Origin of the sequence: Variovorax paradoxus, from assembly GCF_030815975.1 — a bacterium.
Taxonomy (GTDB): domain Bacteria; phylum Pseudomonadota; class Gammaproteobacteria; order Burkholderiales; family Burkholderiaceae_C; genus Variovorax; species Variovorax paradoxus_N.
Genome location: NZ_JAUSXL010000002.1, coordinates 2,885,052 through 2,901,105, shown reverse-complemented (window position 1 = coordinate 2,901,105; position 16,054 = coordinate 2,885,052). Strand labels below are relative to the sequence as shown.

Sequence of the window (16,054 nt, the reverse complement as noted above, 5' to 3'; positions counted from 1 at the left end):
TAGCACTCCCTCTAATCGAGTGCTAACATGCCCTCTACAAAGGAGTTTCCCCTGATGACCACGCTGTCTGGAGCCTCTGCCAACCAGCTCGCTGTCGCCAATCCATGGTCGATGGTGCCGCCGCTGGGTAACCTGGATGCTTATATTTCGGCCGCCAATCGCCTGCCGATGCTCACGCTCGAAGAAGAGCAGGGCTTCGCACGCCGTTTGCGCGACCACAACGACCTCGAAGCGGCCGGTGCGCTGATCCTCTCGCACCTGCGCCTCGTGGTGTCCATTTCGCGCCAATACCTGGGCTACGGGCTGCCGCACGGCGACCTGATCCAGGAAGGCAACGTCGGCCTCATGAAGGCCGTGAAGCGCTTCGACCCCGACCAGGGCGTGCGGCTCGTGAGCTACGCCATGCACTGGATCAAGGCCGAGATCCACGAGTACATCCTGAAGAACTGGCGCATGGTCAAGGTCGCGACGACCAAGGCCCAGCGCAAGCTGTTCTTCAACCTGCGCTCGATGAAGCAGAGCTTCAAGGCCGACTCGGCCGCAGCCGACAACGGCACGCACCGCGAGACGCTGAGCCCCGACGAGGTGTCGCAGATGGCGGCCCGGCTCAACGTCAAGCCCGAGGAAGTGCTCGAGATGGAAACCCGCCTGTCGGGCGGCGACGTGCTGCTCGACCCGGGTCCGTCGGACGACGGCGATGAAGCCTTCGGCCCGATCGCCTACCTGGCCGATGCCACGCAGGAGCCGACCGCGCTGCTCGAGTCGCAGCAGCGCGACCGGCTCTCGAGCGACGGCATCGCCACCGCCCTCGAAGCGCTGGACGACCGCAGCCGCCGCATCGTGGAAGAGCGCTGGCTCAAGGTCAACGACGACGGTTCGGGCGGCATGACGCTGCATGATCTGGCGGCGGTGTACGGCGTGAGCGCCGAGCGCATTCGCCAGATCGAAGTCGCGGCCATGAAGAAGATGAAGAAGGCGCTGGCCGATTACGCCTGAGCCCCCGCTTCTCCAGAACAAGCCCGGCCGCGTGCCGGGCTTTTTCATGCCTGTTTGGCCAGCGTCCGCAGCGCCCGCCTGGCGATATAGCGGGTGGCCGGCGTGTCCGATTCGGCCACCCAGCGCGCGCAGAGCCGGTCGACCCATTCGGGCTGCGTCTTGCTCGCGTCGTTGAGCCAGTTGGCCACCGAGTTCTGCACATAGCGGCTGGTGTCGGCCCGCAGCGGCTCGATGAGCGGCAAGGCGCGCCAGGGTTCTGCCTTGAGTGCATCGATCTGCGTGCACCAGACGCCGCGCGGACGTGTGAGTTCGCTGGCAAAACGGCGGATGTTCGGATCGGCGTCGGCCGTCCATGGCTGCAGCAGCGCGAGCGACTCGTCGAGCGAGGCGATGACCGCGTCGCGCACCGCCATCCAGGCGATTTCCCGTACGCCGAAGTGCGGATCGGCGGCAAAGCGCCGCGCCGCCTCCAGCTGCGCCGCCAGCGGCAGGCCCGAGAGCGTGACCCATTGCGCGGCCCAGCAGCGCGCCACGTCGCTGGCGTGCGTGGCCAGCCGGTGGGCGACGGCATCGCGCTCGGCATGCAGCGCCGCCAGGTCGTAGAGCGCCCGCGCAATGTGGCCGTGCCGCTGCATCGGCTTGAACGCGCCGAGCATGGCGATGGTGTCGGCCAGCCGCTCGCTCGCCGGATCGAGGCCGATGTGGTCCGCCACGGCGCGCGCGAGCCGCGGCAGCTCGAGTGCGAGGAATTCATTGAGGTTGACGGTTTCGAGCAACCCGTCGTTGAGCGCGTGCAGCACCTCGGGCGGAATGAGCGCGATGCGGAAGGCGCCCCTGCGCGCCTTCAGGTGGTCGATGGAGGCCAGGGCAACGGCGGCGTCCATGGGGCCGGTCAGGATTTGAGCAGCGCCTTCACGTCCGACACCATCGGCGCCACGCCGGCGCCATAGCGCGCGTAGAGCCGCAGCCGGCCGTCGGTGTCGTAGACAAAGCTCGCGGCCGAATGGTCCATCGAATAGCTCGTGGGGGTCTTGCCCTCGACCTTCTTGTAGTAGACCTTGAAGTCCTTGGCGACCGTGGCGAGCTGGTCGGCCGTGGGAATCAGCGCGACGAAAGTCGGATCGAACGCACCCATGTAGGCCTTGAGCACTTCGGGCGTGTCGCGCGCCGGGTCGACCGTGACGAACAGCACCTGCAGCTTGTCGCCGTCGCTGCCCAGCTGCTGCTTGACCTGCGCCATCTCGGTCATGGTGGTGGGGCAGACGTCGGGGCACTGCGCGTAGCCGAAGAACAGCACGACCACCCTGCCCTTGAAGTCGGCCAAGGTGCGGACCTTGCCGTCGGCATCCTTCAGCGAGAAGTCGCGGGCATAGTCAGCGCCCGTGATGTCGACCGCATTGAAGCTCGGCTTGGGCTCGCTGCAGGCCGAAAGCCCCAGGCCCAGGGTGGCGGCGATGCCGGCCCATCCCGCACCGCCGGCAATCAGTTTCAGGGCGTTTCGCTTGTTCATGGGCTCGGGCATTCGATCAGTCAATCAATCAGCGGAGGTAGTGGTCGACGAGCAATGCCGCGAACAGCACGCTCAGGTGAATCAGCGAAAACCGGAAGGTCTTGCGCGCCAGCATGTCGGAGTAGTTGCGCCAGAGTGCGAAGGCATAGCCCGTGAAGCCGATGCTCACGCCCACCGCCACCGCCAGGTAGAGCCAGCCGCTCATGCCGTAGATGAAAGGCATCAGGCAGGCCGCGAACAAGATGAAGGTGTAGAGCAGCACCTGCAGCCGCGTGAACTCGTTGCCGTGCGTGACGGGCAGCATCGGCAGCCCAGCCTTGCGGTAGTCCTCGACGCGGTAGAGCGCCAGCGCCCAGAAGTGCGGCGGCGTCCACAGGAAGATGATCAGGAACAGGATCATTGCCTCGGGGCCCACGTCGCCGGTCATCGCGGCCCAGCCCAGTACCGGCGGCATGGCGCCCGAGGCGCCGCCGATCACGATGTTCTGCGGCGTCAGCGGCTTGAGGATCACGGTGTAGATCACCGCGTAGCCGACGAAGGTGGCAAAGGTCAGCCACATGGTGAGCGGATTCACCTCGAACCACAGCAGCGCCGAGCCGGCCGCGCACAGCAGCGCGGAGAACGCCAGCGCCTGCAGGTCGCTGAGCTGCCCGCGCGCCGTGGGGCGCCAGGCGGTGCGCTTCATCTTGGCGTCGATGCCCTTCTCGACCAGGCAGTTGAACGCCGCCGCCGCACCCGCCACCAGCCAGATGCCGATGCAGGCCAGCACGCCGCGCTGCACCTCGGCCCACGAGGGCAGCCCGGGCACGGCCAGCACCATGCCGATGAAGGCGCAGAAAACGATCAGCTGCACCACGCGCGGCTTGGTCAGCGCATAGAACTGGCGCAGCACGTTGGCGGTGCTTGTGTGCTGCACGGAAATCGGCGTGCTCACGCGGTGGCCTCCCTCTGGTTGTTGTGTGCGGCGCCAAGCGCCGTGTCTCTGTCGCATGCGACTGTAGCGGCAGCCCTGCGGCGGCTCTCGCACAGCGCCCATGTCAGCACCACGGCCAGCGCCGCGGCGCCCCCCGTGTGCAGGACCGCGGCAGCCAGCGGCCAGCCGAGCAGCACGTTGCCCAGGCCGGTGGCCAGCTGCAGCAGGGCCAGCCCCGTCAGCCAGCGCGCCTGCGGCCGCAGCGGCTCGATGCGGTGCAGCTGCCAGGCGAGCACGCCCAGCGCGGCGAAGACGGCATACGCCATCAGCCGATGCGCGTAATGAATGGCGGTGAGCGCGGAAAAATCGAGCGGCGCGCCATGGCCGGTCACGCCCAGGTGGCGCCAGATCTCGAAGCCTTGCGCAAAATTCATCGGCGGCCACCAGCTGCCCTGGCAGGTCGGGAATTGGGTGCAGGCCAGCACCGCATAGTTGGTGCTGACCCAGCCGCCGAGCGCGATCTGCAGCAGCAGCAGTGCCGAAGTGGCGATCAATCCGTTGCGCAATGCGGGCGGTACGACCGTGGGCAGGCGGTCCGCGGCGGCCTGCCGATAGCGCACCGCCTGGATGCACAGCAGCACCAGCAGTACCACGGCGCCCAGCAGGTGCAGCGTGACAATGGCGGGAAAGAGCTTCCAGGTCACCGTAAGGGCCCCGAACGCGCCCTGCAGGCAGACCCAGGCCAGCGTCAGCACGGGCCACCAGGCGCTGAGCGTGGCGTGCTCGCCGTCCGCCGGCGGCGCGCGGCGCTGGCGCCGCCGCACGATCCAGGTGGCGCCCGCCAGCGCGAGGATGAGCACGCCCACGCCGGTGGCCAGGTAGCGGTGCACCATCTCGACCCAGGCCTTGCCGTGCGTGACCGGACCGGTCGGCTGGGCCGACTGCGCCATGGCGATCTCGTGGCGCGCGCCCACCGGGCTCGCGTTGCCGTAGCAGCCCGGCCAATCGGGGCAGCCCAGGCCCGAATCGGTGAGCCGGGTGAAGGCGCCGAACAATGTGAGGTCGAAGGTGAGGAACAGCGTCAGCACGGTGAGCGCGTGCAGCCGGCGCGCCGGCCCGGCACCCGCGTTGCGGCGCCACACCCACACCAGCGGGCCGAGCGCGATCAGCACGCCGGCCGCCATGAGCCAGGCGATGGGGGTGAGGTCGTACAGGGCGCTCGTGTCCATGGAGAGATCAGCGGCCCGGCTCGTCCCAGGACGCGGAGGCGCGCAGCAGGCGGTCGAGGTCGCGCTTGGCGCGGCCGGCGCCCGCGGCGTCCATGCGGGCCGGAAAACGCATCATCCAGTTGCCCATCGGGTCGACCACGTACAGGTGCTCGGCCAGCCCATGGCCCGGGACCGGCGCGAGCCATTTGGCGATTTGCTCGGCCGGCACGCGCAGCACGGTGGCGCCGCGAAGGCCGTTGTCCAGCCGCGCCGGAACGGGCGCCGCATCGCTCACGAGCCAGACGCGGTCGAGCCGGTCTTTCTCGCGGCCCAGGCTTTCGCGCAATTGGCGCTGCAGGTAGAGCTGCTGCTCGCAGAGCGCGTCGCAGGCCGCATCGGCCACCGCCACCAGCAGCCACTGGCCCTTGAGCGTGGCAGAGTCGACCGGCGCACCGTTGCGGTCCGTCGCGGTGAATGCCGGCAGGGTGCGCTGCGGATCGATGAGCTCGCCGTAGACGCTGCGCCCCTCGGGCCGGATCACGTAGTAGGTGAAGTAGGACGCGACGACCGGCGCGGCGCACATCAGCATCACGGCGATCATCTTCCAGCGTCCGACCACCGTGCGGCGGCCCTCGGCGCCATCGAGCGCCTGGTTGGGCGACGGCATCGAATGCACCGTCAGGCCCAGTGGTTCGTCAGAGGCTGCGTTCATCGCGTGCGCGGCGTCTCGAGCGGCGGTAGGGGGAAATGATTTGGAACCAGACATAGAGGATGACCACGAGAGCCGAAAGCCCGAACCACTGGAATGCATAGCCGTAGTGCTTCTCCAGACCCAGAGCGGGGGCCGGCCAGTCGCGCTGCAACCCCTCGGAAGCGGGGCCGACCTGCTGCAGCGACACATCGGTTCGCAGCGGCAGCTTGGTTTCGTCGCGGAACGCTTCCAGGTCGAGATTCTGCCGGATGGGCGAAGACCCCGCGGATTCCGGTGCCGAGGCCGCCGCAGCCGGCTTGCCGAGTTCGAACAAATGGCCCGGCGGTGGCTCGATCAGGCCCGTGACTTCGACAATGCCGGCCGGCGTCTCGACCGCGCCCAGCTGGGTGCGGTCGTTGAAATTGCGCTGCACCCAGCCGCGCTGCACCATCACGGCCTGGTCGCTGCCTTCCAGGGCGAACGGCGTCAGCACATAGAAGCCAGGCACGCCGTGCATCTGCCGGTTGTCCAGGTAAACCGTTTGCGGCGTCAGCCAGAGGCCGCGCAGCCGCACGGGCCGGTGCAGCGCGCCGGCCGGCGCTTCGAGCGCAAGAAATTCGGCCTGGGCCAGCGGCGGCTTCTGCTTCTGGGCCTCGATCTCGGCCTGCAGCGCCTCCTTCTGCGCCGCGCGCGAGAGCTGCCAGCGGCCCAGCGACACCGTGGCGGCCATGGTCAGCACGGCGGCCAGCGTGACCAGCAGGAAGCGGCCCCGTCTTGGTCTCGCCCTGGCGGGGTGAAGGGGTTGCGGCATCACTGGAGTGGATGAGGCGTGCGGCCGATAATTGGGGTCATGAAATACTTCGTCGCCCTGGTTTTCGTGGGCATCTTCGCGAGCCTGGCCTTCGCGCTCTTCTACATGCTGAAAGACGGGCGCAACGGACGCGCCAAGAGCGGCGGCATGGCGCGCGCGCTGACCTTTCGGATCGGCCTCTCGGTGTTTTTGTTCCTCTGCATGCTGCTGGCCTGGAAGTTCGGCTACATCCAGCCCACCGGGCTCCCGCTCGGCAAGTAGATGGTGCTCGTTCCACGAGAACCATGAAAAAGGCGCCTTTCGGCGCCTTTTTGTCTGCATGCCGCGGGGTTCGCTCAAAGCCAATACACCAGCGTGTAGAGGCCGAGCCACACCACGTCGACGAAGTGCCAGTACCAGGCCGCGCCTTCGAAGCCGAAATGGCGCTCCGGCGTGAAGTGGCCCTTCTGCAGGCGCAGCGTGATGAACAGCAGCATCAGCATGCCGATGAACACGTGCAGGCCGTGGAAGCCGGTCAGCATGAAGAAGGTCGAGCCGTAGGCACCGGAGCTGAGCTTGAGGTTCAGCTCGGTGTACAGATGGTGGTACTCGTAGCCCTGCACGCCCAGGAAGAGCACGCCGAGCAGCACGGTGAGCCACATGAAGCGGATGGTCTGTGCACGATGGCCGGCGCGCAGCGCGTGGTGGGCAATGGTGAGCGTGACGCCCGAGCTCAGCAGCAGCGCGGTGTTGATCGTGGGCAGCCAGAACGGGCCGACGGTCTGGAAGGGCTCGACGATGTCGGCCGGCGAACCGGTGACGCCGGCGGCAATGCTGGGCCAGACGGCCTTGAAGTCGGGCCAGAGCAGCGCGTTGTCGAGGCTGCCGAGCGCCGGCAGCGAATGGGTGCGGGTCCACCACAGCGCGGTGAAGAAGGCGCCGAAGAACATCACTTCGGAGAAGATGAACCAGCTCATGCTCCAGCGGAACGAGAGGTCGACCTTGTGGCCGTAGCGGCCGCTTTCGCTCTCGCCGATGGCGGTGCGGAACCACACGAACAGCGTGGCGAGCCATCCGAGCATGCCGACCAGCAGGGACCAGGCGCCCCACTGGTGGCCGTTGATCCATTGGCCCGCGCCAAGGATCACGAAGAAGAGGCCGGTCGCGGCCATGACCGGGTAGGCGGACGGCCCGGGCACAAAGTAGTAGGGCGTGGCGCCGTGGGTGGTTGAACTCATATCAGCTCCTGGCTTTCTTTCTTCTCTCGATTCGATGGGTTCTGGGTGTCGTGGACCATGCTCAGGGCGCAACCACGTAGCGCACCAGCAGCACCAGGCCGACGATGAAAACGATGACCGCGGCAAAGGCCACCGCGATGATGTGCAGCGGGTTCAGCTTGGCCAGGTCGTCCTGGTAGGCGCTTTTCTTGCGCACCCCGAAGAACGACCAGCCCACAGCCTTCACCGTGTCCCACAGCGTGGCCTTGGGCGGCGTGTTCGGAGCGGTCACGAGCGGGGCTCATGGGCAGCATTCGAAACAGCGGCCACCGGGGCCGCGGGCGTCTTGCCGCCGACTTCGAAGAAGGTGTAGGACAGCGTGATGGTCTTCACGTCCTTGGAGATCTTCGGGTCGATCACGAAGGCGACGGGCCACTGCTTCTTCTCGCCCGGATCGAGCGTGTACTGGTTGAAGCAGAAGCATTCGAGCTTGTTGAAATACGGCGCGGCCTGCTGCGGCGCATAGCTCGGAATGGCCTGCGCCGCCATGCGGCGGTTCTGCACGTTCTGGAATTCGTAGACCACGGTGTTGAGCTGGCCGGGATGCACCTGCATCGTCCGCTCCGCGGGCTTGAAGTCCCAGAGACCGCCGCGCACGTTGGAGTCGAATTCGACCGTGATGGTGCGCGTGGTGTCGACCTGCGTGTTGTCTGGCACGCGCACGTTCCTGCCGCCGCTCGCGCCACCCGGCACCTCGAGCTCGCTGAGCGCGAGGATGTTGATGCCGGTCATTTCGCAGATGGCGCGGTAGAGCGGCACCAGCGCATAGCCGAAAGCGAACATGCCGCAGGCCACGACCGCCAGCTTGCCGACCATGCGGACATTGGCGCGCTTGATGCGTTGACCGAGGCTCATGATGCGGACGGCTCCGTTGGCTGCTTCAGCGTCCGCTGAGCCAGATCATGCGGACCAGGAATCCGAGAAAGAACAGCACGGCGATGGAGGCCAGCGTGAGCCCCATGCGTCGGTTGTTCCTTTTTTGTTCGGGCGTGGTCATGGTGGGCATGCGGGCCGGCGGCCGAGAACCGGTCAGCCGATCACCTTGGTGGCGGTCGCATCGAGCTTGGGCGGGTTCTCGAAGGTGTGGAAGGGCGCCGGCGACGGCACTTCCCACTCGAGGCCTTCAGCGGCTTCCCAGGGCTTTTGCGGCGCCTTCTCGCCCTTGCCGAGCATGGTCGGCAGCACGATGAAGAAGAAGAAGTAAACCTGGGCAAGACCGAAGGCGAAGGCGCCGACCGATGCCAGCGCGTTGAAGTCGGCGAACTGCATCGGGTAGTCGGCATAGCGGCGCGGCATGCCCGCCAGGCCCAGGAAGTGCATCGGGAAGAAGGTGACGTTGAACGAGATCAGCGACCACCAGAAGTGGATCTTGCCGCGCGTTTCGTTGTACATCACGCCGGTCCACTTGGGCGCCCAGTAGTAGTAGCCAGCGAACATCGCATAGAGCGAGCCGGCCACCAGCACGTAGTGGAAGTGGGCCACCACGTAGTAGGTGTCCTGCAGCTGGATGTCGATCGGGGCAATGGCCAGGATCAGGCCGGTGAAGCCGCCCATCGTGAACACGAAGATGAAGCCCACGGCGAACAGCATCGGGGTCTCGAAGGTCATCGAGCCCTGCCACATGGTGGCGATCCAGTTGAAGATCTTCACGGCCGTGGGCACCGCGATCAGCATGGTCGCGTACATGAAGAAGAGCTGGCCCGTGACCGGCATGCCGGTCGTGAACATGTGGTGCGCCCAGACGATGAACGACAGGATCGCGATCGACGAGGTGGCGTACACCATGGAGGCGTAGCCGAACAGCCGCTTGCGCGAGAACGCCGGCACGATCTGGCTGATGATGCCGAAGGCCGGCAAGATCATGATGTAGACCTCGGGGTGGCCGAAGAACCAGAAGATGTGCTGGTACATCACCGGGTCGCCGCCGCCGGCGGGGTTGAAGAAGCTGGTGCCGAAGTGGCGGTCGGTCAGCGTCATGGTGATGGCGCCCGCGAGCACGGGCATCACGGCGATCAGCAGGTAGGCGGTGATGAGCCAGGTCCAGCAGAACATCGGCATCTTCATGAGCGTCATGCCGGGTGCGCGCATGTTCAGGATGGTGACGATGATGTTGATCGAGCCCATGATCGACGAGGCGCCCATGATGTGCATCGCGAAGATGCCGGCGTCCATCGAGGGGCCCATCTGCAGCGTGAGCGGCGCATAGAGCGTCCAGCCCGCAGCGGGTGCGCCGCCGGGCATGAAGAACGAGCCCACGAGCATCAGCGCGGCGGGGATCAGCAGCCAGAAGCTGAAGTTGTTCATGCGCGCGAACGCCATGTCGGACGCGCCGATCTGCAGCGGGATCATCCAGTTCGCGAAGCCCACGAAGGCCGGCATGATGGCGCCGAACACCATGATCAGGCCGTGCATGGTGGTGAACTGGTTGAACAGTTCCGGGTTCACCAGCTGCAGCCCGGGCTGGAACAGCTCGGCGCGGATCAAGAGCGCGAGCACGCCGCCCACCATCAGCATGGTGAAGCTGAACAGCAGGTAGAGCGTGCCGATGTCCTTGTGGTTGGTGGCGAACACCCAGCGGCGCCAGCCGGTGGGCGCTGCGTGGTGCTCGTCGTGTGCGTGGCCGTCGTGGGCGTGACCGTGGGGGTCGAGGACTGCACTCATTTCGTTGTTCCTTGCAATTTCTTCGTCGCGGGGCGCTGGGGCACGGTCACTTGCCGCGCAGGGCCAGAACTTCGGCCGGCTGCACCAGCTGGCCCGTCTTGTTCGACCAGCTGTTCTTGGTGTAGGTGGCGACCGCTGCGAGATCGGTGTCGCTCAGCTGTTTCCAGGAGGGCATCGCGCCATTGTTCTGGCCGTTGAGCAGCACCATCAGCTGCACCTTGTGGTCGGCGTCGACCACCTTGGGGCTGGCGTCGAGCGGCTTGATCGGGCCGGCGCCCTTGCCGTTGGCCTGGTGGCAGGCCGCGCAGTTGGCGGCATAGACCTTCTCGCCGCGCGTCAGCATCTCGGGCAGGGCCCAGACCTTGCCCGGATCGTCGAGCTTGGCCGCGGCTTCCTTGCGCTTGCCATCGACCCACGCCGTGTAGTCGGCGGCCGAGACCACCTTCACGTGGATCGGCATGTAGGCGTGTTCCTTGCCGCAGAGCTCCTGGCACTGGCCGTAGTAGTCGCCCACGGTTTCGGCGCGGAACCAGGTGTCGCGCACGAAGCCGGGAACCGCGTCCTGCTTGATGCCGAGCTGCGGCACGGCAAACGCGTGGATCACGTCGTTGGCGGTGGTGATGATGCGGACCTTCTTCTGGACCGGCACCACCAGCGGGTTGTCGACCTTGAAGAGGTAGTCGTCTGGCATGACGCCCTTGGCGCCGGCGTCGGACATGGCGCGCTGCGAACTGTCGAGCGTGGAGATGAAGGCCAGGCCCTCGCCTTCGCCGTTCAGGTAGTCGTAGCCCCACTTCCACTGGTAGCCGGTGGTCTTGATGGTGAGGTCGGCGTTGGTGGTGTCCTTCTGGGCCACCAGCACCTTGGTGGCGGGCAGCGCCATCACGATCACGATGATGAAGGGCACGATGGTCCAGATGACCTCGACCACCACCGATTCATGGAAGTTGGCCGCCTTGTGGCCGACCGACTTGCGGTGCTTCCATATCGAATAGAACATGACCGCGAACACGGCAACGAAGATGACCGTGCACAGGATCATCATCACCGTGTGCAGGAAGTGCTGTTCCTGCGCAATCTTGGTGACGCCCAGCGGGAGATTCAGCTGGCGCACCGAAGGGCCGCCGGGCAGATCGTTGACTGCGTGCGCCGCGCCGCTGAAAGCCGCGCCGGCCGCCAGCAACAGATTCGCCGGCCTGTACTTGTTGCGCCAAATGCTCTTCATCGTGTTCACGTTTCTTCAATTTTTTTCAACAAACCCAACCGTGCAGCGCCGCGCGAGCCCTCAGGCGCCACGCAACGCCATGCGAATCTCGCGCGCCAATGCGGCTCGCAACTCCGGGCGTACATAGCGCCCCACCCTGACCGATCGACCCTGACCCGAGACCTCGATCAGCGAACGATCGCCGGCCTGCGGTTCGATCCGCACCTGGTGCGGCAGAAATTCCGTGCGCTCGTAGTCTCCACCGTTCTCGAGCTCCACCACCAGCCGGCCGCCCTGCAGCGCAATCCGTTCTCCATCGGTTGCGTGCCGTGCGTACAGCATGAACGCGAAACCCACCGCGGCCAGTTCGAGCCAGGCAAAAGGCAGGACCAGCGGCGCACCGAGCATCCAGAAGACCGCGCCGATACCGAGCGATACCACGCACAGCGACGCGTAGAGCCAGCCCAGCTGGCTCGGCGTCACCGAGCAGTTCCGCTTCAGGAACCATTGGATGTTCTGGCCTGAAACGGTGGCAAAACGAAACACGGAATTCGACACGGGCGAGTTCAGCAAATCGGTGCGTCGACGGCTGCCCAACCCCTTGTCTCCACAGGATCGGACAGACCTCGTTCGCGGAACACTACCCGCGAGTTTCACGCAACGGCGGATTGTAGCGGGTAGACACAGACGCCCGGTCGCGGGTGCGCAGCTGGCGGCCCGCGCCCATCAGGCGCCGGGCCGGCCGCGCTGCAGCATCGAGCGCATCTCGCGCAGCGACACCGCGCTCTCGGCCGAAAGCGCCACGCGCGGCGCCGGCTTGAAGGCATGGCCGTAGATGACCTCGAAGGTCAGCGCGATGCGCCCGCCGCCCTCTTGCGCCGGCGCCAGCTCGGGCAACGCATGCTTGAGCGCCTGGTGCCATGCCTTGCCGCGAAGCGCCGGGAAGCGCGCCGGATGCAGGTTGCGCCCGAGCGTGCGCAGCTCGGCCAGCGCCGCCTCGGGCGTGGCCCAGGTAAGCACGATGCGTTCCATGTCCATCACCGGTTCGGCGAAGCCGGCATGCACCAGCATGTCGCCCCAATCGTGCATGTCGGTGTATTCGTGGCCCGCGGCCGGCCAGCCCAGCCGCGCATGCAGCGCCCGCAGCTCGCGGACCGTGTCGGGGCCCAGGCACGAAAACATCAGGAAGCCGTCGGTCGCCACCAGCCGGTGCCAGCGCGCGATGAGCGCCTCGGGATCGGCCGCCATGTGCAGTGACATGTTGGCCCAGAGCAGGTCCACGCCATCTTCCGGCGGCGCATCGAAGCGCGCCTTGCCGCCCTGCCAGCGCCGCGCGCTCCACCAGGGCGCGGCCAGCGCCTGGCCGGCCGCGGCGGCCAGGTTCGCTTCGGGTTCGATCACGAAGCAGGCGGCTTCGCGATAGCGCCTGGCCACCAGTTCGTGCGCCTCGAGGCCGCCGCGCAGCGGCGCCCAGTCGGCCCAGGTGCGCGGCTGCGCCTTGATCCATTGCAGCCGGTCTTCCATGCGGCGGCCGATTTCCTCGTGCAGCCAGGGCGAGCCGGAGCCAGGCGCGAGCCGGCTCCAGCGCGCGGCCGCCGTGGGATCGATGGTCGGCGGTCTTCTTGCGGGGTCGGTGGCCATGGGGCCGTGAGTATATTGAGCCCATGTTCAGCCGTTGGGCCGATCGGCCTTTGACCTCTCTTCTCGCACGGCTGCCCAGCCAGTGCGAGGTGTGCCGCGCATGGCCGTCCCGCCGCATCTGCGATGCCTGCGTGACGCGCTTCGCGCCGCCGGCCGCGCGCTGCGGCAGCTGCGCCCTGCCGGTGCCCGAGGGCGTGGCCCGGTGCAGCGAATGCATGCGCGATGCGCCGCCGCTCGATGCCTGCTTCGCAGCTTGCACCTATGCGTGGCCGTGGCCCGACTGCATTGCCCAGTTCAAGTTTCACGGCGAGGCCGGCTGGGCCGGGCCGCTCGCCACGCTGATGCGCAGCGTGCCTTGGGTGGAGCCGGCGCTGGAGCAGTGCGACCGGGTGCTGCCCATGCCGATGGCGCCGGCCCGGCTGCGCGAGCGCGGCTTCAACCAGGCGCTCGAACTGGCGCGCCGGCTCGCGCCCGGCAAGACCGACGCGACGCTGCTGCTGCGCACCCGCGAAACACCGGCGCAGAGCGGCCTCGCGCGCGCCGAGCGCCTTCGCAACCTGCGCGGCGCCTTCGCGGTGGAGCCCTTGCGCGCCCACCAGCTGCAGGGCCGGCGCGTGGTGCTGGTCGACGATGTGATGACCAGCGGCGCCTCGCTGTTCTCGGCTGCCGCGGCGCTGCGGCTGGCCGGCGCGGTGCATGTCGCGGCCATCGTGTTCGCGCGCACCGATCCGCCGCATTGACGAGCACCGCGACAATCGGCGCATGTTCCATATCGTCCTGGTCCAGCCCGAAATCCCGCCGAACACGGGCAACGTGATCCGCCTTGCCGCCAACACCGGGTGCACGCTGCACCTGGTCGAGCCGCTGGGTTTCTCGATGGACGACCGCCTGCTGCGCCGCGCCGGGCTCGACTATCACGAATATGCCGAGGTCAAGCGCCATGCAAGCTGGCAGGCGCTGCTCGATACCGAGCGTCCGGCCGCCGAGCGCATGTTCGCGCTCACCACGCGCGGTACGCGCGCCGTGCACGACGTGCGCTTTCAACCGGGAGACTGGCTGGTGTTCGGCTCGGAAACCAGCGGGCTGCCGCCCGCGGTGCGCGAGAGCTTTGCCGAGCCGCAGCGCCTTCGGCTGCCGATGCGCGAAGGACAGCGCAGCCTGAACCTTTCGAACGCGGTGGCGGTGACCGTCTTCGAGGCCTGGCGGCAGAACGGGTTCGGCTGATCAGGCCTCAGCGGTAGCGGCGCACCACCGACTCGGCCACGCAGGCCGGCTTGGCCGCGCCTTCGAGCTCGATGGTGGCTTCCCAGGTCATCTGGATGCCGTCGTCGGCGATCGGCTCCGCCGTGAGCAGCTTCATGCGCGACCGCAGCCGCTTGCCCACCGGCACCGGCGACATGAAGCGCACCCGGTTCAGGCCGTAGTTCACGCCCATGCGCGATTCGACCACCTCGAGCGCCGTCTCGAAGAAGCGCGGCAGCAGCGACAGCGTCAGGAAGCCATGGGCGATCGGGCCGCCGAAGGGCCCGGCCTTGGCGCGCTCGATGTCGACATGGATCCACTGGTGGTCGCCCGTGGCCTCGGCGAACTGGTTCACCTGCTCCTGCGTGATGGTGATCCAGTCGCTCACGGCAACTTCCTGGCCGACGCAGGCCGCAAGATCCTGAAGCGTCTGGAATGTCTTTTTGGTCATGCGGGGCATTCTGGCGCCAAGGCCGGCGGCACCGCTGTCGGACTTGCGACAGCCGTGATCCTCAGGCTTCCAGCCATTCGCAGATCGGCTGCCACTGCGCCAGGTCGCGCTGCACCCGCCCGGGTGCAATGTCGAACAGCGTGAGCCCGCGCGCCGCGAGCTGCACGTAGTTCTGCGTGTCGCGCAGTTCGCCCAGCACCGGCACGCCGAGGCTGGCAATGAACTCGTGCAGCCGGTCGGCCGCCAGGGTGCGGGCGTTCACGCGCATGCCCACGAGGCTGATCCTCGTCTTTTCGGCGCGGCGCTGTTCCATCAGCCGGTCGAGGAAATCGCGCGTGGCGTAGATGTCGAAGATGCTCGGCTGCAGCGGCACGATCACCCGGTCGGCCAGCGCCAGCACCTCCTTGAAGCGCCAGCCGTGCAGCCCGGCCGGCGTGTCGAGCACCGCATGCGTGGTGCCGCGCGGCGGCCGCACCAAGGCGCTGTCGCCGGCGGCTTCCCAGGTGGCGATGGGCCGCGCCTGCGGCGGACGCAGGCCGAGCCAGAGGCGCGAGGACTGCTGGCGGTCCACGTCGCCGAGCATCACCGCGCGGCCGCGGCTCGCAAAGTAGCCCGCGATGTTCGTCGCGATCGTCGACTTGCCCACGCCACCCTTGGGATTGGCGACCAGAACCACCGGCATGGCATCTCCTCCAGAGTTGGAAACCTCCGCATCGTAGCGACACGAGGTGCGCGCAGCCTTGGGAAGCGCCCAACCTGCGCTATGTTCGCAGCATGACGACAACAACATCGGCCGCCGACGACATCGGCGGCATCTACGTGCTCGCGGCCCATCCGCACTGGCGCGACTCGCGCGTGAACCGGCGCATGCTGGCCGCCGCGCGCGGCGTGCCGGGGGTCGATGTCAACGACCTCTACGGCAGCTATCCCGACTTCGCGATCGACGTCGAGGCCGAGCACGCCCGGCTCGCCAAGGCCAGCCTGGTGGTGCTGCTGCATCCGATCCAGTGGTATTCGATGCCGGCGCTGCAAAAACTCTGGCTCGACGACGTGCTCGGCTACGGATGGGCCTACGGCCCCGGCGGCACGGCCTTGCAGGGCAAGGACTGCTGGCTGGTCGCCACCACGGGCAGCCCCGAGCCCAGCTACCACCCCCAGGGCTACCACCGCCATTTCTTCGACGCCTTCCTGCCGCCCTACGAGCAGACTGCGGCGCTCTGCGGCATGCGCTTCCTGCCGCCGCTGGTCTTGCACGGCGCACGCAGCGCCGCCGAGGACGAGGTGGCGGCGCACGTCGACGTGTTCGCCCAGCGGCTGGGCAGCTACCCCCAATGGCCCGAGCTCGAGGAACTCGATGCCTGCGTGGCCTGCCCCATCCCCGCAACCGACCGCCCGCCCGAATCCGATGACATGGACGAGGTGGCGTTCGCCGCCAACGAAGAAAAGAACAACGAAGAGGGCATGGCCTGA

Annotated in this window: 21 protein-coding genes; 5 read left to right on the top strand and 16 right to left on the bottom strand. The window is 67.4% G+C overall.

Annotation, left to right across the window (positions count from 1 at the left end):
• Positions 1–54 precede the first annotated feature (54 nt).
• Complete coding sequence (gene rpoH / locus QFZ47_RS17290; protein WP_307656792.1) at positions 55–996, top strand: RNA polymerase sigma factor RpoH; 942 nt, start codon at positions 55–57, stop codon at positions 994–996.
• 44 nt (positions 997–1,040) lie between these two features.
• On the opposite strand, the gene QFZ47_RS17285 is transcribed toward rpoH, so the two are convergent.
• From QFZ47_RS17285 to QFZ47_RS17260, 6 genes are read right to left on the bottom strand one after another with little or no spacing between them, the layout of a single operon-like run.
• Complete coding sequence (locus QFZ47_RS17285; RefSeq protein WP_307656791.1) at positions 1,041–1,880, bottom strand: DNA alkylation repair protein; 840 nt, start codon at positions 1,878–1,880, stop codon at positions 1,041–1,043.
• 8 nt (positions 1,881–1,888) lie between these two features.
• Complete coding sequence (locus tag QFZ47_RS17280) at positions 1,889–2,506, bottom strand: SCO family protein (protein WP_307656790.1); 618 nt, start codon at positions 2,504–2,506, stop codon at positions 1,889–1,891.
• A 28-nt stretch (positions 2,507–2,534) separates the two neighbouring features.
• Complete coding sequence (cyoE, locus tag QFZ47_RS17275) at positions 2,535–3,440, bottom strand: heme o synthase (RefSeq protein ID WP_307656789.1); 906 nt, start codon at positions 3,438–3,440, stop codon at positions 2,535–2,537.
• Positions 3,437–4,648, bottom strand: coding sequence for a COX15/CtaA family protein (locus QFZ47_RS17270; protein ID WP_307656788.1), 1,212 nt, complete (start codon positions 4,646–4,648; stop codon positions 3,437–3,439). Before QFZ47_RS17270 ends, cyoE begins: the two co-directional genes overlap by 4 nt.
• Positions 4,649–4,655: 7 nt before the next feature.
• A complete protein-coding gene (locus QFZ47_RS17265) occupies positions 4,656–5,339 on the bottom strand; it encodes a redox-active disulfide-containing membrane protein (protein ID WP_307656787.1) in 684 nt (227 codons plus the stop codon).
• Positions 5,323–6,132 (bottom strand): SURF1 family protein, encoded by an 810-nt coding sequence (locus QFZ47_RS17260; protein WP_307656786.1) that lies wholly within the window; start codon positions 6,130–6,132, stop codon positions 5,323–5,325. Before QFZ47_RS17260 ends, QFZ47_RS17265 begins: the two co-directional genes overlap by 17 nt.
• 36 nt (positions 6,133–6,168) lie before the next feature.
• On the opposite strand from QFZ47_RS17260, the gene QFZ47_RS17255 reads away from it, so the two are divergent.
• Positions 6,169–6,390: a twin transmembrane helix small protein gene (locus QFZ47_RS17255; protein WP_015867156.1), complete on the top strand. Its 222-nt coding sequence runs from the start codon at positions 6,169–6,171 to the stop codon at positions 6,388–6,390.
• 74 nt (positions 6,391–6,464) lie between these two features.
• Here the strand turns inward: QFZ47_RS17255 and QFZ47_RS17250 are convergent, their stop codons facing one another.
• The 8 genes from QFZ47_RS17250 to QFZ47_RS17215 form a co-directional block, all read right to left on the bottom strand.
• Positions 6,465–7,346 carry a cytochrome c oxidase subunit 3 gene (locus tag QFZ47_RS17250; protein ID WP_307656785.1) on the bottom strand — a complete coding sequence of 294 codons (882 nt, stop codon included), beginning with the start codon at positions 7,344–7,346 and terminating at the stop codon, positions 6,465–6,467.
• A 61-nt stretch (positions 7,347–7,407) separates the two neighbouring features.
• The gene (locus tag QFZ47_RS17245) at positions 7,408–7,617 is read right to left on the bottom strand and encodes a DUF2970 domain-containing protein (protein ID WP_307656784.1); all 210 of its coding nucleotides are present in this window, start codon (positions 7,615–7,617) and stop codon (positions 7,408–7,410) included.
• Positions 7,614–8,240: a cytochrome c oxidase assembly protein gene (locus QFZ47_RS17240; RefSeq protein ID WP_307656783.1), complete on the bottom strand. Its 627-nt coding sequence runs from the start codon at positions 8,238–8,240 to the stop codon at positions 7,614–7,616. The genes QFZ47_RS17245 and QFZ47_RS17240 overlap by 4 nt, the downstream gene beginning before the upstream one ends.
• A 25-nt stretch (positions 8,241–8,265) precedes the next feature.
• Positions 8,266–8,391, bottom strand: a complete 126-nt coding sequence (locus tag QFZ47_RS17235) for a cytochrome oxidase small assembly protein (protein WP_370880585.1) — start codon at positions 8,389–8,391, stop codon at positions 8,266–8,268.
• 23 nt (positions 8,392–8,414) lie between these two features.
• Positions 8,415–10,046, bottom strand: coding sequence for a cytochrome c oxidase subunit I (ctaD, locus tag QFZ47_RS17230; RefSeq protein WP_307656782.1), 1,632 nt, complete (start codon positions 10,044–10,046; stop codon positions 8,415–8,417).
• A gap of 46 nt (positions 10,047–10,092) precedes the next feature.
• Positions 10,093–11,271, bottom strand: a complete 1,179-nt coding sequence (coxB, locus tag QFZ47_RS17225) for a cytochrome c oxidase subunit II (protein ID WP_307656781.1) — start codon at positions 11,269–11,271, stop codon at positions 10,093–10,095.
• Positions 11,272–11,331: 60 nt separating this feature from the next.
• Positions 11,332–11,808, bottom strand: a complete 477-nt coding sequence (locus QFZ47_RS17220; RefSeq protein ID WP_307658954.1) for a DUF2244 domain-containing protein — start codon at positions 11,806–11,808, stop codon at positions 11,332–11,334.
• 168 nt (positions 11,809–11,976) lie between these two features.
• The gene (locus QFZ47_RS17215; RefSeq protein WP_307656780.1) at positions 11,977–12,891 is read right to left on the bottom strand and encodes a class I SAM-dependent methyltransferase; all 915 of its coding nucleotides are present in this window, start codon (positions 12,889–12,891) and stop codon (positions 11,977–11,979) included.
• A gap of 23 nt (positions 12,892–12,914) precedes the next feature.
• Here QFZ47_RS17215 and QFZ47_RS17210 point away from each other — a divergent pair, with 23 nt between their 5' ends.
• Both QFZ47_RS17210 and trmL read left to right on the top strand, forming a co-directional pair.
• Positions 12,915–13,631: a ComF family protein gene (locus QFZ47_RS17210; RefSeq protein ID WP_307656779.1), complete on the top strand. Its 717-nt coding sequence runs from the start codon at positions 12,915–12,917 to the stop codon at positions 13,629–13,631.
• A gap of 22 nt (positions 13,632–13,653) precedes the next feature.
• The gene (trmL, locus tag QFZ47_RS17205) at positions 13,654–14,115 is read left to right on the top strand and encodes a tRNA (uridine(34)/cytosine(34)/5-carboxymethylaminomethyluridine(34)-2'-O)-methyltransferase TrmL (protein ID WP_307656778.1); all 462 of its coding nucleotides are present in this window, start codon (positions 13,654–13,656) and stop codon (positions 14,113–14,115) included.
• Positions 14,116–14,122: 7 nt separating this feature from the next.
• Here the strand turns inward: trmL and QFZ47_RS17200 are convergent, their stop codons facing one another.
• Positions 14,123–14,593, bottom strand: coding sequence for a MaoC family dehydratase (locus QFZ47_RS17200; RefSeq protein ID WP_307656777.1), 471 nt, complete (start codon positions 14,591–14,593; stop codon positions 14,123–14,125).
• Between the two features lie 52 nt (positions 14,594–14,645).
• On the bottom strand, positions 14,646–15,266 hold the full coding sequence (locus QFZ47_RS17195) for a nucleotide-binding protein (protein WP_307656776.1): 621 nt from the start codon (positions 15,264–15,266) through the stop codon (positions 14,646–14,648).
• Positions 15,267–15,358: 92 nt separating this feature from the next.
• Here QFZ47_RS17195 and kefF point away from each other — a divergent pair, with 92 nt between their 5' ends.
• The gene (gene kefF / locus QFZ47_RS17190; RefSeq protein WP_307656775.1) at positions 15,359–16,054 is read left to right on the top strand and encodes a glutathione-regulated potassium-efflux system oxidoreductase KefF; all 696 of its coding nucleotides are present in this window, start codon (positions 15,359–15,361) and stop codon (positions 16,052–16,054) included.